The sequence below is a fragment of the Paenibacillus xanthanilyticus genome, from assembly GCF_042682185.1.
GTDB classification, from domain to species: domain Bacteria; phylum Bacillota; class Bacilli; order Paenibacillales; family Paenibacillaceae; genus Paenibacillus_Z; species Paenibacillus_Z xanthanilyticus.
This window is the reverse complement of sequence record NZ_JBHUHA010000001.1, coordinates 3,184,574-3,211,302: the sequence shown is the minus strand read 5'-3', so window position 1 is coordinate 3,211,302 and position 26,729 is coordinate 3,184,574. Positions and strand designations below refer to the sequence as shown.

Genomic DNA, 26,729 nt, shown 5'->3' with positions numbered 1-26,729 from the left:
GAGAATCACCGTGGACGACAACAACAAAAAACATCCTTTCGACGATTTCTTTCACAATAACGCAGACCAGAACCAAAACGACGAGCCGAAGGAAAAGACGGCGAGCGCCGATCATACGCAAGAAGAGAAGCCATCCTACTATTACTCCTACGGTCCGTTCAAGCAAAACAGCGTGGAGGCCGGCGAGCCAACCCGCGCCGCTAGCGCGAGCGATGCGCCTTCATCCGATTACGCAAGGACGGAAGCGGTCGAAGTGACGCCGCCGACGCAGCTTCGTCCGTACGCGCCGACCCAGCAGGCCCGCAATGGCTGGCAGGTGAAAGAAAAGCGCCGGTCGTCGCTCAAGACGGTATTCGCATCGTTCATGGCCGGCGTAGTGGCGGTCGGGGGCTTGATGGTGTACGCGGACAAATCGGATATGTTCGGCGGCGCCGAGTCGCTGACGAGCCAGCCGGCGACGACGCAAGTCTCTACGGCGGCGAGCAGCAGCACGGACGCGAAGGTGACGAACGCGGCCGACGTCGTGCGCCCGAACAACATCGCCCAGATCTTCGAGAGCGCAAGCCCGGCGGTCGTCAAAATCGAAACGTACGTACGCCAGCAAAACAGCGGCGGCGGCAACAGCATGCTGAACGATCCGTTCTTCCGCCAATTCTTCGGCGATGATTTCGGCCAAGGAGACGGCAGTCAGGGCGATTCGGGCCAGAGCTCCGGCGAGCTGACGCTGAGCGGTCTCGGAACGGGCTTCTTCTTCGATGCGAACGGCTACATCTTGACGAACCAGCACGTGCTGGGCGACGCCGACGAAATCCGCGTTACCGTGGAAGGGTACAACGAGCCGCTCGTGGCAAAGAAACTCGGTACGAGCTTCGATCTTGACCTCGCGGTGCTGAAAGTCGAAGGCACGGGCTTCCCGACGCTTCCGATCGGCAACGCCGACAACACGAATATCGGCGATTGGGTCGTCGCAATCGGCAACCCGGTTGGCTTCGATCACACGGTCACGGTCGGCGTGCTTAGCGCCAAAGAACGTCCGATCAGCATCGCGGATACGGACGGCGAACGCAACTACGAGCACCTGCTCCAGACGGACGCGTCGATCAACCCGGGCAACTCCGGCGGTCCGCTGCTGAATCTGAAGGGCGAAGTCATCGGTATCAATACCGCGGTGAGCTCGCAGGCGCAAGGCATCGGCTTCGCGATTCCGACGAGCACGATCATGGAGAATCTGGAAGCGCTGAAGGCGAACAAAGAAATTCCGAAGAAGCCGGCTCCGTTCATCGGCGCGACGCTGACCAACATTACGGCAGAGGCGCAGAAGGAACTCGGCCTGTCCAGCACGGAAGGCTCGATCGTCATGAACGTAGCGTACAAGTCGCCGGCCTATATGGCTGACCTGCGCCAATACGACGTCATTACGGGCATCGGCGGCACGGCATACAAGACGAAAGAAGAGTTGATCGCGGAAATCCAGAAGAGAGCCGTCGGCGACAAAGTGGTGTTGGACGTCATCCGCGGCGGCCAGAAAATCGATATCACCGTCGAAATCGGCAACAAGAACGACTTCCCGCAGCTTCAGCAATAACGAACGCCTTTTGATAGCGCCATCCAAGAGCGCGGGCAGCGTCTGCTGCCCGCGCTCTCGCTGCGTCGATGGGCTTAAGGATAGCCTTATCCAACCGAACGAGAGATCAGGTATAATAGCTGCATGAACATGAGATGGGTGGAGGGAACGGGATGAGACCGCATATTCTCGTCATCGACGACGATGACAAAATTACATCCTTGCTCAGACGCAGCCTTGCGTTCGAGGGATATGAAGTAACGACGGCGGGCAACGGCCTCGAAGGGCTTAAGCAGATGCTGACGAGCGATCCGAACCTGCTGATCTGCGACGTCATGATGCCGAGCGTCGACGGTTGGGAAGTCGTGCGCCGGGTGCGGGAAGGCGGCAGCTCCGTGCCGGTTCTCATGCTGACGGCCAAGGATGACGTGCAGGACCGGGTGAAAGGGCTCGATATCGGCGCGGACGATTACCTCGTGAAGCCGTTCGCGCTCGAAGAACTGCTCGCGCGGGTGCGCGCCTTACTGCGGCGCAAGACAGACAAGCTCGAGGACAATGGCAACCGCATCGTCTTCGAGGAGCTGACGCTGGATCTCGATTCCCGCGAGGCGATTCGCGCCGGCCGCCGGATTGAATTGACGGCGAAGGAATTCGACCTGCTGCATCTGTTCATGCAGAATCCGCGCCGCGTCCTGACGCGCGACTCCATCATGGATAAAATTTGGGGCTACGACTACAGCGGGGAATCGAACGTGCTGGAGGTTTACATCGCCATGCTTCGCCAAAAAACCGAGGAAGGCGGGGCCAAGCGGCTTATACAAACGGTTCGCGGCACCGGATACGTGCTGCGGGGGGAGAACTGACATCATGCCCATACGGCTTAAGCTAACGCTATGGTATTCGGGCCTGCTGGCCGTGACGCTGCTCGTACTGGGCGTCTCCATTTATACATTCGTCAATATTAACACCTACCGGGACGCCAAGGCGGCGGCGCTGGAGGGCTTGAATAACAACGTCGCGATCAGCATGCCGACCAACCGGGATCCGCGGGGCATTTGGATCGACTTCGGTCTCGGCGCGCGGTTCGACCGTAGCATTTTCCTGCAAGCGTACAATTACGAGAACGAGCAGCTGGTGCGTTCGCAAAATCTCGTCGACAACAAAGTGAAGCTCCCTTATCCGAAGCAGTCGAACGAAATTAAGGAAGGATACGTCACGATGAAAGTAGGCGACACGTCGCTGCTCGCGTATCAATTCCCGATTCTGATCGACAGCAAGGTCGTGGCGGTCATCCACAGCGCCGTGATTACGCGTCAGGAAGCGCAGTACCTGACCGATCTGAGAACCATTCTGATCTTCTCCTCGATCGGCGTCGTGCTGCTGACGTTCGTGGCGGGCCTCATTATTTCTCGCCAGGCGCTCCGGCCGCTGCAGGGCATCATCCAGGCGGCGGATTTGGTACGGGACGGATCGAACCTGAGCGTGCGCATTGATCGCAAGGGGCCCAACGACGAGCTGGGACAGTTGACCGACACGCTGAACGGGATGCTGGAGCGGATCGAGACGACGTACAACGAGCTGGACGAAGCGTACAACGCGCAGCGCCGGTTCGTATCGGACGCCTCGCATGAACTGCGGACGCCGCTGACGACGATTCGCGGCAACATCGAACTCATGGAGAAAGTGTGGCGCCCTTCGCTCCTCGCGGCCGCCGACGACGGCGGAGAAGGCGCGATGCCGGTTATTTCACCTCAGCACGCCGAACTGACGCGCGAAGCGATGCAGGATATCGCTGACGAAGCGAAGCGAATGACGCGGCTCGTGAACGACCTGCTGTCGCTTGCGAGGGCGGATGCCGGCTCCGTCATGGAGAAGCACGAGCAGCCGCTGCGGCCGCTCGTCGAAGACGTCGCGCGCAGGGCGCAGATGCTGCCGCGCCAGGCGGAATTCCGCATCGGCGACTTGTCGGCGCTCGATGAAGCCGAAGTGAACGCGAACGCCGATTATATCCGCCAGTTGCTGTTTATTTTCATCGAGAACGCCTTTAAGTACACGCCGTCGGGCTACGTGGATCTGTACGCGAAGCGCGCCTCGAATCAGGCGGGCATCGTCATTAAGGATACCGGCATCGGCATGAACAGCGACGAAATCCCGCATATCTTCGATCGCTTCTATCGCGCGGATGAATCTCGCGGCAAGACGAGCGGCACGGGCCTCGGATTGTCCATCGCCAAGTGGATTATCGACGAGCATGGCGGTTCCGTCGAAGTTTCTACCCGGGAGGCGGAAGGTTCGACATTTATTGTGTGGCTGCCGATTGCTTTCCCTGACCAATCGAATCAGGTATAATAGTCTTCAGGTATCATTCAGGCATTGGTTAAGGAAGCAGGTGCAGGCAATGGAAATCGTGAAAATATCGCCGCGAGGCTATTGTTACGGCGTCGTCGACGCCATGGTCTTGACGCTGCAAGCCGTCAAAGATCAGAATTTGCCGCGGCCGATTTATATTTTGGGCATGATCGTGCACAACGCGCATGTCACGGAAGCGTTCAAGCAAGAGGGGGTTATTACCCTTGACGGCGAGAATCGTCTGGAGATTTTGGAGCAAGTTGACAAAGGGACCGTCATTTTTACCGCTCACGGGGTTTCGCCGGAGGTGCGCCGTCGCGCGCAGGAGAAAGGGCTGACGGTCGTCGACGCGACATGCCCGGACGTGACGAAGACGCATGACCTCATCCGCGAGAAGACGGCGGAGGGCTACGATATCATTTATATCGGCAAGAAGGGACATCCGGAGCCGGAGGGCGCGATCGGCGTCGCGCCGGAGCGCGTCCATTTGATCGAGCGGGAAGCGGAGATCGACGCGCTGGAGCTGGATTCGGAGCGTATCATCATTACGAACCAGACGACGATGTCGCAGTGGGACATTCGTCATCTGATGCAGCGGCTGCAGGAGAAGTTCCCGCATGCCGAAGTGCACAACGAGATTTGTCTGGCGACGCAGGTGCGCCAGGAGGCGGTAGCCGGGCAAGCGGGGCAGGCCGAGCTCGTCATCGTGGTCGGAGACCCGCGCAGCAACAACTCCAACCGGCTTGCGCAGGTGTCCGAAGAGATCGCGGGCGTGACGGCATACCGGGTGTCCGACGTATCGGAGATCGATATCGAGTGGCTGAAGGGCAAGACCCGCGTCGCGGTCACGTCGGGCGCTTCTACGCCGACGCCGATCACCAAAGAAGTCATCACCTATCTCGAACAGTTCGACGAAGCGAATCCGGCGACGTGGGAAATCAAGAGAACGGTGAACATGAACAAGCTGCTGCCGACCCTTCGCACGAAGACGACAGGCTAGAGAAGGGGGGCGCCGGGCGATGGCCAAGCAGAAGAAGTCTCCCTCTTGGAAGCGTTGGATCAAATTAAAGTACACGCAGCTCATGCGCGCCCCCGGAGGAGCGGCCTTCGTGGCGCTGGGCTTCTCCATCGGCATGGCGATCGAGATGTTTACGCTGCCTACGTACGGGCTCGCGTTCTTTCTCATCTTCCCGCTGATCTACTGGCTGGGCGGCAGCCTGGCCGGCGCGCTGATCGGGTTCGTCGTGGGCAAGATCATCTTTATCCCGGTGGCGTTCATTAATAACCGGGTCGGCGGCTGGGTGCTCCCGGACAACATGAAGATCCATGTTCCCTTCGGGCCGGATTGGTTCGCCCAGCGGCTCGACCATATCCTGCTCGTGAATTTGAAGCTGATCGTCGGCGGCATTATCGACGGGATCATTCTCGGCGTTATCTTCTACTTCCCGGTGAAATATTGCATCCAGGCGGTAGCTAGCCGGCGCAAAGAGAAACGCAAGCTGCGGCGCGTCCTCCTCGAGACGAGCGCGTCAAGACTGCCTGCCACGGAATAGCGAGAACCGGACTCTTGACGGAGCCGGTTTTTTTCGGTAAAATCACTTTAACGAATAAAAGCATAAAAGCTTAAAAGCGTATAAGCGTTGAAGTAGAAAAGGAGTTGTCCATTATGATCGTCATTACTAATAATAGCGTTACAGAAGAAAGAATCGCGGAGATCGTCCAGCATATCGAGAAAGCGGGCGTACAGGCGCACGTATCTCGCGGCACGGACCGCACGGTCATCGGCATTATCGGCAAGGCCGAGCCGGCGCTTGCAGAGCATCTGCGTTCCATGAAGGGCGTGGAGAACGTCATCAAGATCTCGAAGTCGTACAAATTGGCCAGCCGCGACTTCCACCCGGACGATACGGTTATCGATATCAAAGGCGTCAAGATCGGCGGCGAGAACCTCGTCATTATGGGCGGTCCATGCGCAGTCGAGTCGCCGGAGCAGATCGACGAGATCGCGCGCCTCGTCAAGGCGGCGGGCGGTCAAGTGCTCCGCGGCGGCGCGTTCAAGCCGCGTACGGGTCCTTACAGCTTCCAAGGCGTCGGCGTGGAAGGTTTGATCATGATGGCCGAAGCGGGACGCAAGCACGGGCTGCTGACCATAACCGAAGTCATGACGCCGGAATATGTCGACATCTGCGCGGAATACGCGGACATCCTACAGGTCGGTACGCGCAATATGCAGAACTTCGACCTTCTCCGCAAATTAGGCACGATCAAGACGCCGGTCCTATTGAAACGGGGCTTCAGCTCCACGTACGACGAGTTTCTCAATGCAGCCGAGTACATTTTGGCGGGCGGCAATCCGAACGTCATGCTTTGCGAACGCGGAATCCGAACGTTCGAATCTTACACGCGCAACACGCTCGATCTGGCGGCCATTCCGGTGCTCCAGCAGCTGAGCCATCTGCCTGTCATCTCCGACCCGAGCCATGGCACCGGTCGGCGCGAGCTGGTAGAGCCGATGTCCAAAGCTTCGGTGGCGGCAGGCGCCAACGGACTGATCATCGAGATGCATACCGACCCCGATAATTCCATGACGGGCGACGGCGTTCAATCGCTCTTCCCAGACCAATTCGCCAACCTGCTGAAGGAGCTCGAACAGCTCGCATCGCTTGTCGGCAAACGGTTTGACACCTCCAAGGAGCCGGCGGAAGCCTTCGCGAGTTGGACCAAATAAAGCGATCGCCATCAGGCCGGAAGCACCATTCAGGAAGCCGCAAAATCCTTGCATGCCAAGGAAGCGGTTTCCTGTTTTTTTTGTGAACCCTTCACAAATAAGCTTTATAGCAAATGTGTGAAGATAGCTAACACTTCATTCAAAAAATACCTTACATAGCTATTGACGATTGTTCGCGTAGAATTCTATAATAACAATCATAGTTTAGAGAAAAACTTGAACGTTCAACGTTCAACACATCGCTAATGTTCGGAAATGGAGGAAACAACCCAATGTCAGTTCAAAATGTTTTGAACAAAATTGCTGAAAACAACATCCAGTTTGTCGATTTCCGCTTCGTGGATCTCGCAGGCCGCGCGCACCACATCACCCTTCCTTCGACAGAAGTCGACGCAGAAACGTTCGTAAACGGTGTCGCATTCGACGGCTCCTCGATCGAAGGCTTCCGTGGAATCGAACAGTCCGACATGGTCATGATGCCGGATACGGAATCTGTGTTCATCGATCCATTCACAGATCATCCAACTTTGAACGTTATGTGTAACATCCATACGCCAGACGGCGAGCGTTATGACCGCGACCCGCGTTCGATCGCTCAAAAAGCAGAAGAGCTTCTGCAAAAATCCGGCGTAGGTACTTCCGCATTCTTCGCTCCTGAGTCCGAATTCTTCATCTTCGACGACGTTCGTTACGAGTCCGGCATGAACAAATCGTACTACGAAGTCGACTCCGAAGAAGCAGCTTGGAACACGGGCCGCAAAGAAGAAGGCGGCAACCTTGGTTTCAAAGTCGGCGTTAAAGGCGGCTATGTACCGGTTGCTCCTACGGATACGCAGCAAGACATCCGCAGCGAAATGGTTCGCGTTATGCAAGAAGCGGGTCTTCGCGTTGAGCGTCACCACCATGAAGTTGCAACGGCTGGCCAAGCCGAAATCAACTTCCGTTTCTCGACCCTGACCAAAACAGCTGACAACCTCATGCTGTACAAATACATCGTTCATAACGTTGCTCGCCAATACGGCAAAGTCGCAACGTTCATGCCGAAGCCGCTCTTCGGCGACAACGGCAGCGGCATGCACGTCCACATGTCGATCTTCAACGGCGACGAGCCGCTGTTCTACGACAAAGGCGCATACGCGAACCTGAGCCCGCTGGCTATGAACTACATCGGCGGTATCCTGTACCACGCTCCAGCGCTGATCGCCCTGACGAACCCGTCGACGAACTCGTTCAAACGTCTGGTTCCAGGTTACGAAGCACCGGTTAACCTCGTATTCTCGAAAGGTAACCGTTCCGCAGCGGTTCGTATTCCAATCGCAGCGGTTACGCCGAAAGGCTGCCGCATCGAGTTCCGTACGCCGGACTCCACGGCTAACCCTTACCTGTCGTTCGCGGCGATGCTGCTTGCAGGTCTGGACGGCATCAAGCGTAAAATCGATCCAACCGCACTGGGCTATGGTCCTTTCGACACGAACATCTACGAGCTGTCCGACGAAGAGAAGAAAGAAATCCGTTCCGTACCAGGCACGCTGGACGAAGCGCTTGACGCTCTCGAGGCAGACTATGAGTTCCTGACAGAAGGCGGCGTATTCACGGCCGACTTCATCGAGAACTACGTTGCGATCAAACGTAACGAAGCTAAAGCGGTTGCTACTCGCATCCACCCGCACGAATACAGCCTGTACTTCGGCTGCTAATCGACGCACTTATTCATTCGGATCAACGAGCTCTCCCGATCGGGGGAGCTCGTTTTTTATAAGCTTCGCTGATAGCGTGATTCGAATGCGGCTGAAGAGAATTTGGATGAAAAATGGCGGAATTTTGGTTATATCCTGTCGTTTTGGGGCGAAAAGGCGAATGTTTGATTCTTTAAAATGTGAGGATGTTCGACTTTTTGACACTTGAAGACGAAGGGTAATCTTGCTATAGTAGCCATAGGCAAATAGAAGACGGGAGTGGATCACGGTGACGAAACGGGCTTACAACTTTAATGCGGGACCGGCCGCGCTGCCGCTGGAAGTGCTTCAACAGGCGCAGGAGCAGTTGGTCGATTACGCGGGCGCGGGCATGTCGATTATGGAGATGTCGCACCGCAGCGCGATTTACGAGCAAGTGAACGAGGAGACGCAATCGCTGCTTCGGGAGCTGTTCGGCATTCCGTCGAACTACAAGGTACTGTTCCTGCAAGGCGGCGCCAGCACGCAGTTCGCGATGATTCCGATGAACCTGCTGCCGGCGGGCAAAGTCGGCGCGTACGTCGCGACGGGCAGCTGGGCGGACAAGGCGCTGAAGGAAGCGAAGCTGTTCGGCGAGACGACGGTTGTCGCATCTTCGGAAGCGGACAAGTTCAACCGGATCCCGGATTTGTCGAATGTCGAAATTCCGTCGAACGCGGCATACCTGCATGTGACCTCCAATGAAACGATCGAGGGCACGCAATACAAGCAGTTCCCGGTAACCGGCGATATTCCGCTCATCGGCGACATGTCCAGCGACATCTTGAGCCGTCCGGTCGATGTCAGCCAATTCGGCCTGATCTATGCGGGCGCGCAGAAGAATCTGGGTCCGTCCGGCGTGACGATCGTTATCGCCCGCGAGGATCTGGTGCAAGAGAGCCCGAAATCGATCGCGACGATGCTTCGGTACGATACGCACGTGAAGAACAACTCGCTGTATAACACGCCGCCATCCTTCTCGGTGTATCTCGTGAACTTGATGCTCAAATGGGTTCAAAGCCGCGGCGGTGTTGCGGCCATGGAGCAGTACAACCGCGACAAGACGCAGCTTATTTACGACACGATCGACCAAAGCGGCGGCTTCTATCGCGGCTTCGCGGATGCGGGCAGCCGTTCGGCGATGAACCTGACGTTCCGTATCCATAGCGAAGAGCTGGAGAAGCAGTTCGTGAAGGAATCCGAGGCGAACGGATTCGTCGGCTTGAAAGGTCACCGCAGCGTCGGCGGTCTTCGCGCCTCGACGTACAACGCGGTACCGCTGGAGAGCTGTAAGGCGCTTGCCGAATTTATGGTTGATTTCCAGAAACGCAACGGTTAACGCACAAGCAGCAAAGCGAAATGGCCAGCGCCGTCCTTGATCGGCGATGCCCGTTTCGTTCCGAAGTGACGAAGACCGCCCCGCACCTGACGAACAGGAGCGGGGCGGTCTTCTGCCGTTGCTTATAAGGAAGCGTTTTGCACGGCGGATTCGGTTGCAGCCGGACCCGAAAGCTTGTATCCTACATTTCGAACGGTCATAATATACTCGGGCGCTCTAGCGTTGCGCTCGATTTTGTCGCGCAGATGACTGATGTGAACGTCGACGATACGCGTATCGCCGAGGAAGTGGTAGTCCCATACGCCATGCAGCAGCTGCTGGCGGCTGAGCACTTTGCCGCGGTGCCGGCAGAGGAAGAGCAGCAGCTCGAATTCCTTCGGCGTCAGGTCGACCGCCTTGCCGTCGATGCGAACCTCGCGCTGTTCGGCGAACACCGTTAGCCGGCCGATTTCATGCACGACGTTGCCGCCCGATCCGGGCAGCGCCTGCGTCCGGCGGAAGATCGCCTGAATGCGGGAGAGCAGCTCCTGCGGGGAGAACGGCTTCGTCATATAGTCGTCGGCACCGTTATCGAGGCCGGTTATTTTGTCGGTGACGTCCTGAAGGGCGGTCAGCATGACAATCGGCACGGCGTTATTCTGTTTGCGAAGCTCGCGGCACACCTGAATCCCGTCCATTTTGGGCAGCATGAGATCAAGAACAATGAGGTCGGGACGGAACGGCTTTAACATATCGAATACAGCTTCGCCGTCATGGACGCAGCGCACGTCATATCCGGCGAGTTTCAAGTTGAACTCGATTAACATGGAAATGGAGGGCTCGTCATCGACGACCAAAATCTTCTTTTTCATCGTTCCCGAAAACTCCTTTTTAGGTGGGTTCGATGTCTATTATGAAGCCCTTCGTTATTCCCCAGATTAAGGTAACGTTAACCGGATGTAAAATGTAGCAGAGGAGACGAACAAAAATGGCTTTTCATATCGTACTGGTAGAACCGGAAATTCCGGCCAACACGGGCAATATCGCGCGCACGTGCGCGGCGACGGGGACGCATCTGCATTTGGTGCGCCCGCTCGGTTTTAACACGGATGACAAAACGCTGAAGCGGGCGGGTCTCGATTATTGGTATGCCGTTCAGGTGCATTACCACGACTCGTTCGACGAACTAAAGGCGCTATACCCCGAGGGGCGCTTCTTCTGCGCGAGCACCCGTTCCTCCCGGCCTTATACCGAATATCAATTCCAAGACGGCGATTTTTTCGTGTTCGGCAAAGAGACGAAAGGGCTGCCGCAATCGATCCTCGATGAGCATCCGGATACGTGCTTGCGGGTGCCGATGACGGACAAGGTGCGCTCGCTGAATTTGTCCAACTCCGCGGCGATCGTCATCTACGAAGCATTCCGTCAAATCGGGTTCGCCGGCTTGGAATAAGCCGACTGTTTTTCATTTCCTCTTCTGGCTGAGGTTATATCGTTGAGAAGTATTTGCATGATACTAAGAAAAATGTGAAATGGGCAGGAAAACCCCGGCTCAGGGCGAACGTTATACATGCGATATTCTCGTGACATAGCTTGCAAACCTAGACTGCAGAAGAGGTGAACGGCATTGAAACCGGCTGGTGTTGTGCGCAAGGTCGATCAACTGGGCCGCATTGTGCTGCCTAAATCGCTGCGAAAGCGATATCAAATGAACGAAGGCGATCCTGTGGAAATTTTAGTACAGGGTGACCATATCATTTTGGAGCGTTACCGCCCGAGATGTGTATTTTGCGGTAACATGGAAGAAGTGCGCGAATTCAAAGAACGTTATTTGTGCTCGCAATGCATTACCGAAATGTCACATCTTAAACGCGACTAATCGCTTTAGCGCGGTGAATGAAAAGAAGCTTCCAGCACAAGATCGAGCGATCTTAGGCGGGAAGCTTCTTTGTCTTGCATGCAATTAGAGGCCTTTGGTCTTGTCGTCATTGTATGACGCAGTCATCATGGCGGTCAAGAACAATACCGATACGGTCAGTACGATCAGAAATCCAATCGTCATCCTGCACACCCCCAGTAATTCTGCCTTCAAATGAACATGGCTTGGCCATGTTAGCCTCATGGTGAAGCCTACCTTATTATACCCAACCCCCTGGAAAAAGAAAATGCGGGAAGAGAGGGGAAGATGTGAACGAATTGTGAAACACCCCAATTGGTTTGCGTCCAGGCAAAGGGACGCAGCATTTGGGTCATCACATTTGGCCCCGCGTGCCCGGAACGGGCGAGCAGCATATGTGCCATACCCAGATTGGTTTGCGTCCTTTCCCCAGTTCATTCCGCCCTTGCCCCCGCGTATGATGAAAGAAGACGATACAAGGAGGCGGGCGAAATGCAATATCGGTTTTCAGAACGGGTGGCGGGGATGCAATCCTCCGTGATTCGCGACATGCTGAAGCTGGCGCAGGGGAAAGACATGCTGTCGTTCGCGGGCGGATTGCCGGATGCGAAGCTGTTCCCGGTGGAGGCGATCCGGGAGGCGGCGGCCCGCGCATTGACGGATCGGGCGGCGGAAGCGCTCCAATACGGGCCGACGGAAGGCGATCGGCAGCTGCGCGAATGGCTGTGCGCGCAAGCGTCGGCGGCAGGTACGGGCGCGACGCCGGAGGAGACGCTGCTGACGACCGGCTCGCAGCAGGCGCTGGACCTGGCCGTGCGCGCATTGACCGAGCCTGGCGATGTCGTGCTGGTCGAAGACCCGACCTATCTTGCGGCGCTGCAGCTCTTCGGCGCATATGGATTGACGGTCGTACCGGTCGCGAGCGATCCGGACGGACCGCTGCCGGACGAGGTGAAGCGGCTCATCCAAGCAAAGCGTCCGCGCCTGCTGTATGCGGTGCCGACGTTCGGCAATCCGACCGGACGAACGTGGAGCACGGAGCGGCGAAAGGCAATCGTCCAGCTGTGCGCGGCGGAAGAGATACCGGTGCTGGAGGATGATCCGTACGGCGCGCTGCGCTTCGAGGACGGCGAGCGGGAGCCGAGCTTGTTCTCGCTCGCGGGGAGCTGCAAGGGAAGCCCGGTCGTCTACTTGGGCACGTTCTCCAAGACGATCGCGCCAGGACTTCGAACCGGCTGGGCGATGGGGGATGCATCTGTCATCCGCATGATGGCCAAAGCCAAACAGGCGTCTGATTTGCATTCGAGCATCGTCGATCAACGGATTATTGTGCATTTGCTTGCCGATTTTCCGCTCGCCGATTACGTGCGCGACGTCGCGCGTGAGTATGGGCGCCGAATGAACCTGATGCAGCGCGAGCTGGCATCGCATCGCATCGAGGGACTGCGCTGGGAGGAGCCGCGCGGCGGCATGTTCTTATGGCTGACGCTGCCGGATGCGCTGGATGCGGAGGCGCTGCTGCGCGCGTCGCTGCGCCAAGGCGTCGCGTTCGTGCCCGGTGCGCCGTTCTTCGCGGGCGTGCCGGAGAGAAACACGGCGCGGCTTAATTTTACGGGGATGGACGACGAGCGCATGGTGAAGGGGATCGGCCTGTTCGCGGAGGCGATCAACGAATTTCTGGCGAGATCGTGACGGCACGCCAACTAAAAACCTCCGCTCGTCCGAGAGGGGGCGCGAATTCGCGGACATTGGCCTTGCGGGCCATGCTCTTCGAACCCGTCTGCCCTCAAGGGGAGCGGAGGTATCGGTTTCGTTCGTTAGGCGTTCGTTCGAATCGTGTAATGACCATCCCGCACTTCGACGGGCTGGCATTCCAGCCGCTCGCCGGGTACATTGGTCGATTCGCCGGTCAGCGGATCGAACGCCCAGAAGTGAAGCGGGCAGATCAGCTCGTTCTCGTGCTGCCGCACCAGCCCGCCGGCATGGGGGCAGATGGCGGAGACGAGCCGGTAGCCTTCGGCGTCCTCGCCGGTTTGCACGAGAAAGAAGGGGTCGCGGTCGATCGTAATGGTGGCCGGGAAAGAGGTGATTTCGTCTACGCTCGCGATAATGCGATAGGCGTGCTCATCATGGTCGTTCATGTCTCCAACGTCTCCTTTGGCAGCGTTTGCTTGGTGCGGAGCCAGGCGTCGAGTATGTCGGCATGCTCGGCGACCGCTTGCGCACCGCTCTCCTTTAACCGATATACCCCGCGTTCGACGCGTTCGAACCACCCGTAATAATCTTTATGCAAAATTTCGCGCGCGCGGACGACTTCCGTGAGCTCGGCTGCCCGGCGCGGCGGAAGATCCCCGTGCAAATGCAGCGCCCATGCGATGCGCAGCGCCTTCTCGCGGTAAGCGGTCACGAGCTTGCGCTTCGTGCTGCCGCCTGTATTATAGTCGCCGCTGCGTTCGCGGAATTCGGTCAACAGCCGGCTTTCGCGCCGTCTGCGGCGACCGCGGATCGGTGGATCGCCGGGCTCGCACAGCATCTCGATGACGGGCGCTTTCGTTTTGAAGAAGGTAATCGTCATGAGGCCGATCCCGAGCATCCGGCACAGCTCGGCGAGATCGCCGAACCGCTGGTTGTGCGCGCCGCTCTTCTTGCGATTGCGCTCGACCGCCAGGATGACGCGATCGGTGAGGCGCAGGCGCTCGATGCCCTGCAGCAGCAGGGCGAGATTGAAGGTTTTTTTCATCTCGACGATGACGGTTTCGCCGCTCGCCGGATGGATGGCCACGAGGTCGCAGTGCATCACCTCGCTCTTCACGTCGTAGCCTTGTAATTCGAAATAACGTTTGACCGGAGGGTACAGCTCCGTTTCATGCTGAACGGCCATGGGGGCATGCGCTCCTCTCTTGGCGACATTATATCATAAGTGCAGCATACGCTTCATCGCCGGGCGAGAGGAGAACCGCGATAGAAACGAGGATGGGCGAAACGGGCTCGGGCGGCGGTAGTGAGCGGCGGCGTGGAGCAGCCGGGACATTTGTCGATAGCGCAGGCTGTCTTCAATTAGATGGCGAGGCGAACATCGGGAATGGCGCGTCCGGGCGAAAGGCGATGCGAGCCTCCGCGTCCTCGCTGCGGGAATAGCTTTCGGGGCATGTCAGGTGTTCGCGACGGGCTCTTGCGAAAAGCGCTTACATGAAGCGGTGATCGGGCTTTTCGAGAATTAAGCTTGTGTGAAAAAGGTCGGATTTTGCTAGATCGGCAACTAAAATATAGGGCAACTTCCCTCGGTTTAGCGCATAGGATTATAACACTTCAACCAATCGCTGAATTGAAGCCTGGCAGCCAAGAATTCAAACGCATAACGGCCTTCGGAGTAGCCTGACTTGGGACCGCATCGGAAGGGACGAGAGGGAGGTACGGCATGGAGATTTTAAAACGGATATCCGCCTACAAGGCGGAGAGCGATAAGCTCGCGTGGACTGGAACGTTCAAGGAGTACCTGGAGCTATTGAAGGAAGACCCTACGCCTGCCATGACTGCGCACGCTCGTGTCTACGAAATGATCAAGTCCTACGGGGTTGAGGAAGAGAACGGCCGCAAGTCGTACAAATTTTTCGAGCAGGAAATCTTCGGCTTAGACCGCGCGCTCGAGAAGCTGGTAGAGGAATACTTCCATTCCGCCGCCCGCAGGCTCGACGTGCGAAAACGGATTTTGCTGCTCATGGGACCGGTCAGCGGCGGCAAGTCGACGCTGGTCACGATGCTCAAGCGGGGCTTGGAGCAATTCGCCCGCACGGAGCAGGGTGCGGTATACGCGATCAAAGGCTGCCCGATGCACGAGGACCCGCTGCATCTCATCCCGAATGAGCTGCGGGCCGAAGCGGAGAAGGAGCTGGGCGTCCGGATCGAAGGGAATCTCTGCCCTTCCTGCCAGATGAGGCTCAGAACGGAGTTTGAAGGCGATATCGAGAACGTTCTCGTCGAGCGCGTGTTCATCTCGGAAGAGAACCGCGTCGGGATCGGCACCTTCAGCCCGTCGGACCCCAAATCGCAGGATATTGCCGACTTGACGGGCAGCATCGACTTCTCGACGATCACGGAGTTCGGCTCGGAATCCGATCCGCGCGCGTACCGGTTCGACGGTGAGCTGAACAAGGCCAATCGCGGTCTGATGGAGTTCCAGGAGATGCTCAAGTGCGACGAGAAGTTCCTGTGGAACCTGCTTTCGCTGACGCAGGAGGGGAATTTCAAGGCGGGCCGGTTCGCGCTCATCAGCGCCGACGAGCTCATTATCGCCCATACCAACGAAACGGAGTACAAAGCGTTCATCGCCAACAAGAAGAACGAGGCGCTCCAGTCGCGGATGATCGTCATGCCGGTGCCGTACAACCTGAAGGTGTCGGAGGAAGAGAAAATTTACGCCAAGCTGATCAGCCAGAGCGATATGAAGCATATCCATATCGCCCCGCACGCGCTGCGCTCGGCCGCTATCTTCTCGATCTTGACGCGCCTGAAGGAGACCAAGAAGCAGGGCATGGACCTGATCAAGAAAATGCGCATGTACGACGGCGAAGAGGTGGAGGGCTACAAGGAAGCGGACTTGAAGGAAATGCAGAACGAGTACCTGGAGGAAGGCATGAGCGGGATCGACCCGCGCTACGTCATCAACCGGATCTCGAGCGCGCTTATCAAGCAGAACTTGCAGTTCATCAGCGCCCTCGACGTGCTGCGCGCGCTCAAGGAAGGTCTGGATCAGCATCCGTCCATTACGAAAGAAGAGCGCGAAAGATACTTAAACTTCATTTCGATCGCACGCAAAGAGTACGATGCGCTGGCGAAGAAAGAAGTGCAGAAGGCGTTCGTCTACTCCTTCGAGGAATCGGCGCGAACGTTGTTCGAAAACTATCTCGATAATATCGAGGCTTACTGCAACTGGTCCAAAATCCGCGATCCGCTCACGGGCGAAGAGATGGATCCGGATGAGCGTCTTATGCGCTCGATCGAGGAGCAGATCGGCGTCTCCGAGAACGCGAAGAAGGCGTTCCGCGAAGAAATTCTGATCCGCATCTCCTCGTATTCGCGCAAAGGCAAGAAGTTCGACTACGCGAGCCACGACCGGCTGCGCGAGGCGATTGAGAAGAAGCTGTTCAACGATTTGAAGGATATCGTGAAAATTACGACGTCGACGAAGACGCCGGATGAGAAGCAGCTCAAACGGATGAACGAGGTGATCAACCGTCTCGTCGAGGAGCATGGGTATACGCCGGTCAGCGCCAATGAACTCCTCCGCTACGTCGGCAGTCTGTTGAACCGTTAACGGCAAGAAGAAGATTTGGACTCCCGCCTAAGCCGCCGTGCGCAGGAATGCGCACGGCGGCTTAGGCGCGTTTGCCTGCGGCGGCGAGCTTAGGTCCGGCTTCGTGCGGGTGTGACGGAGCGCAGCGGCTTAAATAATGGACTATTATAGTTAAAAACTATAATTAATATCACCTTTATATATTTCAACTTATATTCCTCGGCGTGGTATAAATGGCTTACCAAACTTTGGATGGAGGCGGTTGGCATGACGCAGCGTTGGCATGCGCAAGGTTACGATGAATCGATGGCGTTCGTATCCCGTTACGGCGGGGAGCTGGTGGAATGGTTGAACGCGAAGGCGGGAGAGCGGGTGCTGGATTGGGGATGCGGGACGGGGGACCTGGCCGCGGAGCTGGCGCGCACGGGCGCGGTGGTGACCGGTATCGACGGTTCGGCGGACATGATCGCGCGGGCACGGGTCAAGTATCCGCAGCTGGATTGGCGCGTGGCGGATGGCCAGTCCTATGTCAGCGAGGAGCCGGCCGACGCGATCTTCAGCAATGCGGCGCTGCATTGGATGACCGACGCGGAAGGGGCGGCGGCCAGCATGAGCGCTTCGCTGCGCCCTGGCGGCCGGCTTGTCGCCGAGTTCGGCGCGGCTGGCAATATTCGTCTCATCCGCGAGGCGCTCGGCGCGTCGTGGACAGCGGCCTTGGCGCCGGGCGCGCCGGCGTGGCCGTGGTATTTTCCGACGGTGGGCGAATATGCCTCGCTGCTGGAACGAGCGGGTCTGGAGGTGCGTACGGCGCTTCGCGTGGATCGGCCGACGCCGCTGTCGGACGGGGAGCAGGGGATGCGGGTATGGCTCGCGACCTTCGCGAACGGCATCTTGTCCGGACTTGCGGAGGAGGTGCGCGAGGCGGTCGTCGCGGAGACGGAGCGCAGGTTGGCGGAGACGGGGTTATGGGACGGCGTTCGCTGGACGGCGGATTACGAAAGACTGCGGATCGTCGCGGTGAAACGGTGAGTATACCCCTGGCGCTCGTTTTTTTAGATCGTGTAAATATTTACACCTCTTTGGTCGATGATAGTAAGGAAGGAACTGACATGGGGACCGATTCATAAGGGGGACATCTGCATCATGATTCACGTATCTGCTGAGCGGAGACGCCAGCTTGATTTTACGGGCATTACGGAGGACGACGTACAGCTGCTTGGCAGTCAGAAGGAGCTGTTCGCCAGTGTGGTAAAGGAGGTCGTCGACCGCTTCTACGACCGGATCGGCCGGGAATCGGAGCTGAACGCGATCATCAAGAAGTTCAGCACGATCGATCGGTTGAAGGAGACGATGCGCATCTATTGGATGTCCATTACCGAAGGCAAGATCGATGAAGCCTTTATCGAGAACAGAGTTCGGATCGGTCTCGTTCACTCCAAAATCGGGCTGAACACGGATTGGTATCTCGGGGCTTACGCCATCTATATGGATATCGCCGTACAGGTGCTCCAGCGCACGGTGCCGGATAATTGGCAGCGCATCTATCATTCGCTCACGAAGGTATTCAGCTTCGATTCCCAGCTTGTGCTTGAAGCTTATCAGCGCACGGAACAAGCACAGGTACAGAAGATGGCCGACGAGCGGGAGGCGTCGCTGCAGCTGGTCACGAAAGCAGTGCAGGATCTCGCGGGGATGATCGTCGAGCTGGACGACAACGCGCGGGTCATCGCCGTCTCGGCCGTGGCGACGGCGGAATCCCAGGAGCAGGCGGGCCAAACGCTCGGGCAGCTGATGAAGGACGTGGAGAGCATCGGCGAGGTCGGCCTGCTGATCAAAGGCGTCGCGGAGCAAACCCATCTGCTCGGTCTGAACGCGGCGATCGAAGCGGCGCGGGCGGGCGAGCATGGACGCGGTTTCGATATCGTGGCCGGCGAAATCCGCAAGGCGGCGGCTTCCTCGCAGCAGGCGATGGAGGCGATCTCCACCCGGCTGCGCGAAATCGAGCGGAAGGTCGCGCTCGTACGCAAAGATGCCGAGCAGACCTCGGTGCAAGCCCGCGAGCAGGCGGCGCGCTCGGAGGAGCTTGCTGCGCTCGTGACGATGGTCGAGCAGGTGACGAAGGATTTGAAGGTGCTGAACAACCGATAACCGGCCATATGACCCAAGCGATCAGGGAACCTTTCTGGAGAGGTTCTCTTTTTGTGTTATATTAGTTGACATAGATTTGGGGTTTGGATATGATCTAAGTAATAAACACCCGTAACGTTCGGATTTAACGTCCCATAAGTTTACACATACCTAACAATAGGTGTTTTTGGAGGCGGTACGCATGTCGATAGCCGTACAATCGCATTTTCAGCCGTATGACGCCGATTCCTTCTACGACGAAATGTTCGCGCCGGATTTGTCCGTCAGGCGGCATTACGAGGCGATCTTCCGGACGTTCGCCCGCATGGGGCAGTCGGAGCTGGCCGCCCATCATCATGCGCTGCAGCAGCGGATGCTGGAAGAGGGCATTACGTTCACGTTGTATGCGCCGGGGCAGACGGAGCCGCTGGAGCGGACGATTCCGTTCGATTATATCCCGCGTGTCATTCCGAGGCAGGAGTGGCAGGTCATCGAGCGGGGCATGAAGCAGCGGGTCCGAGCGCTGAACCGGTTTGTTCATGATATTTATCGCGGCCAGCGCATCGTGAAGGAGGGCATTGTTCCTCGGCGGATGATCGTGGGCAACCGTTATTTCCGGCCGGAGATGGCGGGGCTCGACGTGCCGGGCGACGCGTACATGACGGCCTCGGGCATCGATCTGATCCGGGACGAGAAGGGCAGCTATTACGTGCTGGAAGACAATCTTCGGACGCCGTCGGGCTTCTCTTACCTGTATAAAGGCCGCAGCATGATGAGCGAGCAGTTCCACGATCTGTACCTGCAGAGCGCCGTCGCGGACATCGATCAAAGCCTCAATCTGTTCCTGCGCTCGCTCCGCTCGCTCGCGCCGACGGGCAAGCGCGATCCGCTTATCGTCCTGCTGACGCCGGGCGCGTACAATTCCGCCTACTACGAGCATACCTTCCTCGCGCAGCAAATGGGCATTCATCTGGTCGAAGGCCGCGACCTGGTGTACAAGGATCATAAAATTTACCTTCGCGATCTGCGCGGCCTTCGCCAAGTGGACGTCATCTATCGCAGGCTCGACGATGACTATCTGGACCCGCTCGCGTTCGCGCCCGATTCCATGCTCGGCGTGCCGGGTCTGATGAACGCGTACCGCGCCGGCAATATCGCCATCGCGAACGCGCCGGGCACCGGCGTCGCGGACGATAAAGCGGTGTATGCCTACGTGCCGGATATGATCCGCTTCTATCTGGGCGAGGAGCCGATCCTGCAGAATGTGCCGACGTATATTCTCAGCCGGAGGGAAGACCGGGAATATGCGCTTGCGCATCTGCATGAGCTGGTCGTGAAGGAAACGTCGCTCTCCGGCGGCTACGGCATGCTGATCGGGCCGACGGCTTCGCCGAAGGAGATCGCCGCGTTCGCCGAAGCGATCCGCCAAGATCCGGGCCGCTATATCGCGCAGACGACGATGAAGCTGTCCCGGGCGCCCGTCATGCTCGGCGGCGCGATGACGCCGAGACATATCGACCTTCGCGCGTTCGTGCTCATGGGCGCAAGCGGAGACATTCACGTCGTTCCGGGCGGTCTTACGCGCGTGGCGCTGCAGGAAGGTTCGCTCGTCGTCAACTCTTCGCAGGGCGGCGGCGTCAAGGATACATGGGTGCTGAACCGGTAACGATTACGAGTTTGGAGGGATGACCGATGATTAGCCGGAATGCGGAAGCGTTGTTTTGGATCGGCCGCTACATGGAACGAGCGGAGAATCACGCGCGGCTTATCGATGTTCATTATCATCTTCAGGCGGAGGAGCCGCTGGCGGCGCTGCAGGCGCAGCCGGACGGCGGCGCGCCGGGCGGGAGCCTGCTCGGCAAATGGGCGCGAATCGTCGACGCGCTGGGCAGCCGGGCGTCTTACGAGCAGCAGTACGGCGCTTATAAGGAATCGGACGTGCTGCATTACGTCACCCTCGACCGCGACAATCCGAATTCGCTCGTCTCCTGCGTGAATTATGCCCGCGGCAACGTGCGCACGCTGCGCGAGAAGCTGCCCGCCGAAGTGTGGGATATCGCGAACGGGTTCTACCTGTGGCTGCGCGAGAAGCAGCCGTCCGATCTCATACGCGAGTCGCCGCACGCCTTTTTCGGCCGCGTAAAGGAATGGACCGCGCTGTTCCAAGGGACGCTGCATTCGGTCATGCCGCGCGAGAACGAATGGTATTTCATCGCCTGCGGCCGGTATTTGGAGCGGACGGAGAACACGCTGCGCATTATCCGCTCGGCCGGGCTTGCCTCTCCGGAAGGCGCGAACGCGATGGACGGCTACGACCCGGTGTACCCGTATTTGCAGGCGGTGCTCCGCTCGGTCAGCGCCTATCAGCCGTTCCGCCGGTATTATGCGGACGGCTTCTCGCTGGAATCGATCGTCGAGTTTCTCGTGCTTAGTCCGGTCTTTCCGCGCTCGGTGCATTTCTCGCTCCATGCGCTGGATGAGCATCTTCGGGGCATTGAGCTCAGCGACAAGACGATGCGGGTGCGGCATGACCGGGTACTCCGGCAAATCGCCAAGCTGACGGCGGATTTGAATTGTCTGGAGCGGGAGGAGCTGTCGCCGCGCGGGGAGGCGATCGTCGTGTCCCATTTGCTGCAGACGGTCAACCAGCTTGGGGCCCTGTTCGCGCAAACCTTTTTTCGGGCGGGCGAGGCAAGCGCATGAAGCTCCTTATTACGCATACGACGCAGTACACCTATTCCTCGCCGGCCGTGGACAGTGTCAATGAGCTTCGGCTGACCCCCTTCACGAACGAGCATCAGTCGTGCTTCCGGCACACGCTGACGGTCGAGCCGAACGCGCCGCTGCTTGGCTACGACGATTTCTTCGGCAATCGGGTGCACGCCTTCTCCGTAAGCGAGCCGCACCTCAGGCTGACGATTCGCACCCAGATGACGGTCGTCACCAAGGCGGCTTGGCCGCGCCCTGGCGGGACGCGGCTGTCGGCCGGCGAATCTTGGGCGGCGCTGGCGGAGGCCGACATGCAGGATGGCTTCGCCGAATATTTGCTCCCGACGGCCTATACGGGCTTGACGGAGGAGGTGAGAAGTTTCGCGGATCAAGCCGCGGACGCAGGGCAGACGGAAGAGGAAGACGTGTACGATTGGCTGAAACGCATGTCCCGTCGGATCAAAGGCGATTTCGTCTACGACCCGGGCGCGACCGACGTGCATACCGTCGTCAGCGACATGATCGTCAGCCGAAGAGGCGTTTGTCAGGATTTCGCGCATTTGATGATCGCCGCCAGCCGGTCGAAGGGGATTCCGGCGCGCTATGTGAGCGGGTATCATTTCGTCGGCGATCTGCAGGGCGGGAGCGCCGACTTCGAGCAGGCTTCCCATGCTTGGGTGGAGGCATACGTGCCCGGGCTCGGATGGTGCGGCTTCGATCCGACGAACGACGAGCTGATCGGCGAGCGATACGTCAAGCTGGGCCACGGCAGAGACTACAAAGACATCGTCCCGGTTAAGGGCGTCTACCGCGGCTCGGGAGAAACCAAGCTCGACGTGAAAGTCGACGTCCGACTGGCCGAATAGCGGCCAAATAGCGATAGACCGGACGCGCTGCATAAGAAGAGCGGCGATAGATCCGGCACGCGGAGGCCGCTCGCCAGATGCAGGCTGCAAGAGAGAAGAGAAGGGAATGCAATTTGGAGTGCGCCGATTCCGCCTTACGGGTTCTAGGCGGAGCGGCGAGAGAAGAGGCTGATTCTATGGAGAGAATCGGCCTCTTCGGGCCGTTCGGACGTTCGCGCTTGGAGCGGCTATTGACTTGCCAAGGGTAGGGTCACTATAATGATGGCACATCAATTTGCGGCTGGAGCCGAAGGGGAGGAAGCAAGCGCATGTCGATCAACAGCCGATTCGCCGTCGCCGTGCACATTCTGACGCTCCTTGATTACGCTTCGGACCAGCGCATGAGTTCCGAGATGATCGCCGGCAGCGTCAATACGAATCCTGTCGTCATCCGCCGGATTATGGGGCAGCTGAATCGGGCCGGCTTGATCGCGACGAGTCCCGGCGTGGCGGGCGCTTCGCTCACCCGCAAGGCATCGGCGATTACGCTCCTCGACGTCTATGCGGCCGTGCAGCAGGAGAACCGGGATGAGTTGTTCGCGATACACGACAATCCCAATCCGGCCTGCCAGGTCGGCCGCAGCATCCAAGGCGCGCTGGAGAGCTCGTTCAAGCAGGCGCAGACCGCGATGGAGCGGGAGCTGGCGCGCATGACGATCGCGGATTTGACGGCCCAGATGGGCGAAGACGAAGAGAACGCCTGACCTGATCCCGAAGAGGGGATGGGGCGGGCGTTTTTGCGTATTGCGCCTAAATAAACAAGCCCGCCAACCTTTTGGTTAGCGGGCTTTCGCATGTTGTAAAGCGGCATTTAAATAAACTTCCGGCTCGTCTTCTTCCCGTCGCAGCTGAACACGATCCGCTTATCCTCGACGACCGTCTCCAGATGGACCGATTTGCCCCACAGCTGGACGACGTACGGGAGGGTGCGCTCTACGTATTTGAGATCAAGCTCGACGCCCTCGTACTGGTGGGTCAGGTACATTTCGCCCACGCGGTTGTGGTCGCCGTCGGTGACGACGAGGTTCGGGAAGCCGCCGTTCACCTTGGAGGTGACGAGCTGCTCGCGGATATTCTCCCAGCTCTTGTCGGTGATCTTCCACTCGGCGCCCTTCTTCTCGAATATGTAGAGATCCAGGTCGTCGACGAGGTCCTTGGTGAGGTAATTGCGCAGGAACGAGATATCTCCGTCCAACTCGCGCACCTCGAATATTTTCTCCCGTCCTTTGCCCGGATTGCGGCCGAAGCGGTCGCGTTCCTCCTGCGTCGGGTTATCCCAGCGCCTCTCGATGTCCTCGAAGATTTTCAGCCCGAGATAGTAGGGGTTCAGGCTGTGCCTTGACGGCTGCACGACCGATGCGTTGAGGGCGGAGAATTCGATCGTCTCGGCGCTCGTCAGGTCGAGCTCGCGGAGGATACGCTGATGCCAATAGGAAGCCCAGCCTTCGTTCATGATCTTGGTTTCGATCTGCGGCCAGAAGTAGAGCATCTCGTCGCGCAGCATGGACATGATGTCGCGCTGCCAGTCTTCCAGCACGGACGAGTATTCCTCGATGAACCAGACGAGGTCTTTCTCCGGCTTCGGCGGGAAACGTTTCGGCTCGCTGGCCTCGCGCTGCTGCGCGTCCTGCTTCTCCTGCGCGTCCAATTCCCATAGATCCTCGTAGCCGTACGTAGCCGGCTGGCTGGACGAGCGGCCCTGCTCCTTGGTCAGCAGCTCGATATAACGCGTTTTGTCCAATTGGTAGGGCAGGCGGAGCGTCGGGTCGACATGCTCCTGGATCGCCAGCACGGCGTCGATGAACGATTCCACCCGCTCGGTGCCGTACTGCATCTCGTAACGGCTAACCCGCTCGGCCGTGGCCGACATGCTCTCGACCATGTTGCGGTTGGTGGCGCTGAAGCGGGCGTTGTTCTTGAAGAAATCGCAGTGCGCGAGCACGTGCGCGACGATCAGCTTGTTCTGGATGAGCGAGTTGCCGTCCAACAGGAAGGCGTAGCAGGGATTGGAGTTGATGACGAGCTCGTAGATTTTGCTAAGGCCAAAATCGTACTGCATCTTCATTTTATTGAAGGTTTTGCCGAACGATCACAAATATGAAAAATCAAGATTCGGCCCAAGTTATCACATGGTTCCCGTCTGGAAGTAGCGTTACGTTGGTGATAATGGTGCGGATTACGGCTTTGCGTTCGTCTTCATTTAGGTAAGGCCAACCTTGACTGACCGCCTTTATTGCCTCATGAACTTCCTTGTCAGATTTCCGTTTTGGCGTCGAGTCGCCGAGTTCATCAAGCTGCAACTGGATGGATTCTCGTTCTTCCTCGAGACGTGATAAGCGATTGCCTAGGGCTGATGCCTTGATCGCGCCGCTCTGAATCGCATCGTATAAATTCTCGATGCCGGCGATGACACTGTCCATTTTTGTTCTGAGCGTCTTTTCAAGTTCGTGATCGGGCACCTGTTCCCGCTGGCGTTCGAGGATACTCTTGATTTTCTTCGGCTTAAGGGCCACATCCATCATTTCACGGACCACATATTCCTCGACCTTCTCCCGTCGATGATACCCTAAAGTGCAGGTGTCGATTATGCGGTCTTTTTTTCGGATGTGCTGGTTTTTGCAAGCATATAGTTCGTAGCTATAGGTCTTCCCGTTTGGTGTTGTTGTACGCTTTACATGGACCACATTCCCACCGCATACGCCACAACTCAAGAGCCCAGTCAACAGGAACTCACCCAGCGGGGTCTGCCCGTCCTGTCTTCGGACGATTTCGTTCTGGACCATTCGCCACAACTCATCGTCGATAATAGCATCATGGTTACCATCAACGATCACGTCGCCAGGCAGAATCAGTTTTCCGTTATATACCGGTCGATTTAGCATTTCTCGTATTGTGCTGTGATCAATTTTACGCGCCTTAGTACGTTCAGATGCCCATTCTGAAATGGATAGCCTTGACTCCCCGCGAAGATATCGTTTGTAAATTTCACGAATTATACTGGCCTCTTCAGGTTTAATGATGAGCATCTCTTTCTCTTTGTCCCAGCTATAACCAAAAGGGACTCTCCCGCCGGGCCATTTACCCTGTTTGACTTTTTCTCGGCGCCCGTTCGTGGTCCGCTCTACGATCATATCACGCTCGAGCTGCGCGAAGACGGAGAGAACGCCGATCATGGCCTTGCCGAAGGATGTGGAGGTGTCGAAGGGTTCCGTCGCTGATTTGAATACGACACTGTGCCTCTCGAAAACATCCTCGAGCAAATGCATAACATCTTTCTGTTTTCGGCCAAGACGGTCCAGCTTGTGCACGATTACCGCGTTGATACGACCATCTTCAATCTGCCGGATCATCCGCTTTAATGCGGGGCGGTTCATGTTAGTACCGGTGTAGCCATCATCCATAAAGATTTCAGGCTCTTCCCATCCCTGCGCTTTGCAGAATGCAATCAGCCTGTCTTTCTGTACATCCAGCGAATATCCCTCGACCTGTTCGAGAGTAGATACCCGGATGTATATCCCTACCCTAAAAGTCAATGCGTTGAAAGGGACGATTGCTTCTTTCTTCGTCGTCGTCTTCATGATGTACCTGCAGCGTCTTTCTTGTGCTCAATAATATCTGTGATCTCACATTGCAATGCGATGCAAAGCTTATCCAGAGTGTCCAAGTCAATTCGCTTGCTCTTGCCATTATAGAGATCGGCAACGGTATTGCGAGCAAGGCCTGCCGTACTAACGACATCTGATATTTTTAGGCGTTTACGCCCCATAACTTCATGCAGTTTTAGTTCGATCATTTATCGGTAACCCCTTTCATCCTTTTATAATAATATAGCTGACTAAAATAATCAACTAGTTGACTATAAGGGTTATGAAGGTGACTTTTCTGTCGAAATGCCCTTATTTTTGTCGTGCAAAAGCCACCTATAAGTGTAGAGAAGAAATAGTGCTCTCGCCGCCAGAATGGCGGGTTTTAGGCGCGATAGCCCCAACCGGATACATCCGGTAGGGGGAACCCATGTTCTGCGGCGGCTGATGGGCACAGCGTGAAGGCGAAAGGTGGTGACACCTCGTCCGAAATGACAACGCCGCAGAACACCATCACTTTCCTGCGAACCGATCGTGCCA

The 26,729-nt window shown here is 57.5% G+C and carries 23 protein-coding genes and 1 pseudogene; 18 read left to right on the top strand and 6 right to left on the bottom strand.

Going from position 1 to position 26,729, the window contains the following annotated elements:
* The first annotated feature begins 10 nt into the window (after window positions 1-10).
* From ACFSKT_RS13685 to serC, 8 genes are all read left to right on the top strand, one after another.
* Complete coding sequence (locus ACFSKT_RS13685) at window positions 11-1,585, top strand: S1C family serine protease (protein ID WP_377721554.1); 1,575 nt, start codon at window positions 11-13, stop codon at window positions 1,583-1,585.
* Window positions 1,586-1,737: 152 nt separating this feature from the next.
* A complete protein-coding gene (locus ACFSKT_RS13680) occupies window positions 1,738-2,427 on the top strand; it encodes a response regulator transcription factor (RefSeq protein ID WP_377721553.1) in 690 nt (229 codons plus the stop codon).
* 4 nt (window positions 2,428-2,431) lie between these two features.
* Complete coding sequence (locus ACFSKT_RS13675; protein WP_377721552.1) at window positions 2,432-3,913, top strand: sensor histidine kinase; 1,482 nt, start codon at window positions 2,432-2,434, stop codon at window positions 3,911-3,913.
* A gap of 49 nt (window positions 3,914-3,962) precedes the next feature.
* Window positions 3,963-4,913: a 4-hydroxy-3-methylbut-2-enyl diphosphate reductase gene (locus tag ACFSKT_RS13670; RefSeq protein WP_377721551.1), complete on the top strand. Its 951-nt coding sequence runs from the start codon at window positions 3,963-3,965 to the stop codon at window positions 4,911-4,913.
* A 19-nt stretch (window positions 4,914-4,932) separates the two neighbouring features.
* Complete coding sequence (locus tag ACFSKT_RS13665) at window positions 4,933-5,466, top strand: DUF2062 domain-containing protein (RefSeq protein WP_377721550.1); 534 nt, start codon at window positions 4,933-4,935, stop codon at window positions 5,464-5,466.
* A gap of 113 nt (window positions 5,467-5,579) precedes the next feature.
* Entirely contained in the window at window positions 5,580-6,641 is a 1,062-nt protein-coding gene (gene aroF / locus ACFSKT_RS13660) for a 3-deoxy-7-phosphoheptulonate synthase (RefSeq protein WP_377721549.1), read from the top strand.
* Between the two features lie 272 nt (window positions 6,642-6,913).
* The gene (gene glnA / locus ACFSKT_RS13655; RefSeq protein WP_377721978.1) at window positions 6,914-8,338 is read left to right on the top strand and encodes a type I glutamate--ammonia ligase; all 1,425 of its coding nucleotides are present in this window, start codon (window positions 6,914-6,916) and stop codon (window positions 8,336-8,338) included.
* A 268-nt stretch (window positions 8,339-8,606) separates the two neighbouring features.
* Entirely contained in the window at window positions 8,607-9,695 is a 1,089-nt protein-coding gene (gene serC, locus ACFSKT_RS13650) for a 3-phosphoserine/phosphohydroxythreonine transaminase (RefSeq protein ID WP_377721548.1), read from the top strand.
* 122 nt (window positions 9,696-9,817) lie between these two features.
* Here serC and ACFSKT_RS13645 read toward each other — a convergent pair whose 3' ends face one another.
* The gene (locus ACFSKT_RS13645) at window positions 9,818-10,546 is read right to left on the bottom strand and encodes a response regulator transcription factor (RefSeq protein ID WP_377721547.1); all 729 of its coding nucleotides are present in this window, start codon (window positions 10,544-10,546) and stop codon (window positions 9,818-9,820) included.
* Window positions 10,547-10,662: 116 nt separating this feature from the next.
* Between ACFSKT_RS13645 and trmL the strand changes: the two genes are divergently transcribed.
* The 3 genes from trmL to ACFSKT_RS13630 all read left to right on the top strand — a co-directional run bounded on the left by trmL (window position 10,663) and on the right by ACFSKT_RS13630 (window position 13,263).
* The gene (trmL, locus tag ACFSKT_RS13640; protein WP_377721546.1) at window positions 10,663-11,127 is read left to right on the top strand and encodes a tRNA (uridine(34)/cytosine(34)/5-carboxymethylaminomethyluridine(34)-2'-O)-methyltransferase TrmL; all 465 of its coding nucleotides are present in this window, start codon (window positions 10,663-10,665) and stop codon (window positions 11,125-11,127) included.
* Between the two features lie 174 nt (window positions 11,128-11,301).
* Window positions 11,302-11,553: an AbrB/MazE/SpoVT family DNA-binding domain-containing protein gene (locus ACFSKT_RS13635; RefSeq protein ID WP_377495711.1), complete on the top strand. Its 252-nt coding sequence runs from the start codon at window positions 11,302-11,304 to the stop codon at window positions 11,551-11,553.
* A 510-nt stretch (window positions 11,554-12,063) separates the two neighbouring features.
* A complete protein-coding gene (locus ACFSKT_RS13630) occupies window positions 12,064-13,263 on the top strand; it encodes an aminotransferase-like domain-containing protein (protein WP_377721545.1) in 1,200 nt (399 codons plus the stop codon).
* 125 nt (window positions 13,264-13,388) lie between these two features.
* Here the strand turns inward: ACFSKT_RS13630 and ACFSKT_RS13625 are convergent, their stop codons facing one another.
* Window positions 13,389-13,712 carry a Rieske (2Fe-2S) protein gene (locus ACFSKT_RS13625; RefSeq protein ID WP_187434404.1) on the bottom strand — a complete coding sequence of 108 codons (324 nt, stop codon included), beginning with the start codon at window positions 13,710-13,712 and terminating at the stop codon, window positions 13,389-13,391.
* Window positions 13,709-14,452: a DUF2161 family putative PD-(D/E)XK-type phosphodiesterase gene (locus tag ACFSKT_RS13620; protein ID WP_377721544.1), complete on the bottom strand. Its 744-nt coding sequence runs from the start codon at window positions 14,450-14,452 to the stop codon at window positions 13,709-13,711. The genes ACFSKT_RS13625 and ACFSKT_RS13620 overlap by 4 nt, the downstream gene beginning before the upstream one ends.
* Window positions 14,453-14,989: 537 nt before the next feature.
* Between ACFSKT_RS13620 and ACFSKT_RS13615 the strand changes: the two genes are divergently transcribed.
* The 7 genes from ACFSKT_RS13615 to ACFSKT_RS13585 all read left to right on the top strand — a co-directional run bounded on the left by ACFSKT_RS13615 (window position 14,990) and on the right by ACFSKT_RS13585 (window position 23,309).
* Entirely contained in the window at window positions 14,990-16,885 is a 1,896-nt protein-coding gene (locus ACFSKT_RS13615; RefSeq protein WP_377776320.1) for a PrkA family serine protein kinase, read from the top strand.
* A 246-nt stretch (window positions 16,886-17,131) separates the two neighbouring features.
* A complete protein-coding gene (locus ACFSKT_RS13610) occupies window positions 17,132-17,893 on the top strand; it encodes a class I SAM-dependent methyltransferase (RefSeq protein ID WP_377721542.1) in 762 nt (253 codons plus the stop codon).
* Window positions 17,894-18,007: 114 nt separating this feature from the next.
* A complete protein-coding gene (locus tag ACFSKT_RS13605; protein ID WP_377721541.1) occupies window positions 18,008-19,012 on the top strand; it encodes a protoglobin domain-containing protein in 1,005 nt (334 codons plus the stop codon).
* A gap of 181 nt (window positions 19,013-19,193) precedes the next feature.
* On the top strand, window positions 19,194-20,657 hold the full coding sequence (locus ACFSKT_RS13600) for a circularly permuted type 2 ATP-grasp protein (protein WP_377721540.1): 1,464 nt from the start codon (window positions 19,194-19,196) through the stop codon (window positions 20,655-20,657).
* 26 nt (window positions 20,658-20,683) lie between these two features.
* Window positions 20,684-21,694 carry an alpha-E domain-containing protein gene (locus ACFSKT_RS13595; protein ID WP_377721539.1) on the top strand — a complete coding sequence of 337 codons (1,011 nt, stop codon included), beginning with the start codon at window positions 20,684-20,686 and terminating at the stop codon, window positions 21,692-21,694.
* Window positions 21,691-22,566 (top strand): transglutaminase family protein, encoded by an 876-nt coding sequence (locus ACFSKT_RS13590; protein ID WP_377721538.1) that lies wholly within the window; start codon window positions 21,691-21,693, stop codon window positions 22,564-22,566. The genes ACFSKT_RS13595 and ACFSKT_RS13590 overlap by 4 nt, the downstream gene beginning before the upstream one ends.
* 308 nt (window positions 22,567-22,874) lie before the next feature.
* On the top strand, window positions 22,875-23,309 hold the full coding sequence (locus ACFSKT_RS13585) for an Rrf2 family transcriptional regulator (protein ID WP_377721537.1): 435 nt from the start codon (window positions 22,875-22,877) through the stop codon (window positions 23,307-23,309).
* Window positions 23,310-23,416: 107 nt separating this feature from the next.
* Here ACFSKT_RS13585 and ACFSKT_RS13580 read toward each other — a convergent pair.
* The 3 genes and pseudogenes from ACFSKT_RS13580 to ACFSKT_RS13570 form a co-directional block, all read right to left on the bottom strand.
* Window positions 23,417-24,694: pseudogene (locus ACFSKT_RS13580) on the bottom strand (SpoVR family protein); the annotation flags it as partial.
* A gap of 16 nt (window positions 24,695-24,710) precedes the next feature.
* A complete protein-coding gene (locus tag ACFSKT_RS13575) occupies window positions 24,711-26,183 on the bottom strand; it encodes a recombinase family protein (protein WP_377721536.1) in 1,473 nt (490 codons plus the stop codon).
* The gene (locus tag ACFSKT_RS13570; protein ID WP_377721535.1) at window positions 26,180-26,398 is read right to left on the bottom strand and encodes a helix-turn-helix domain-containing protein; all 219 of its coding nucleotides are present in this window, start codon (window positions 26,396-26,398) and stop codon (window positions 26,180-26,182) included. Before ACFSKT_RS13570 ends, ACFSKT_RS13575 begins: the two co-directional genes overlap by 4 nt.
* Window positions 26,399-26,729: the final 331 nt, after the last annotated feature.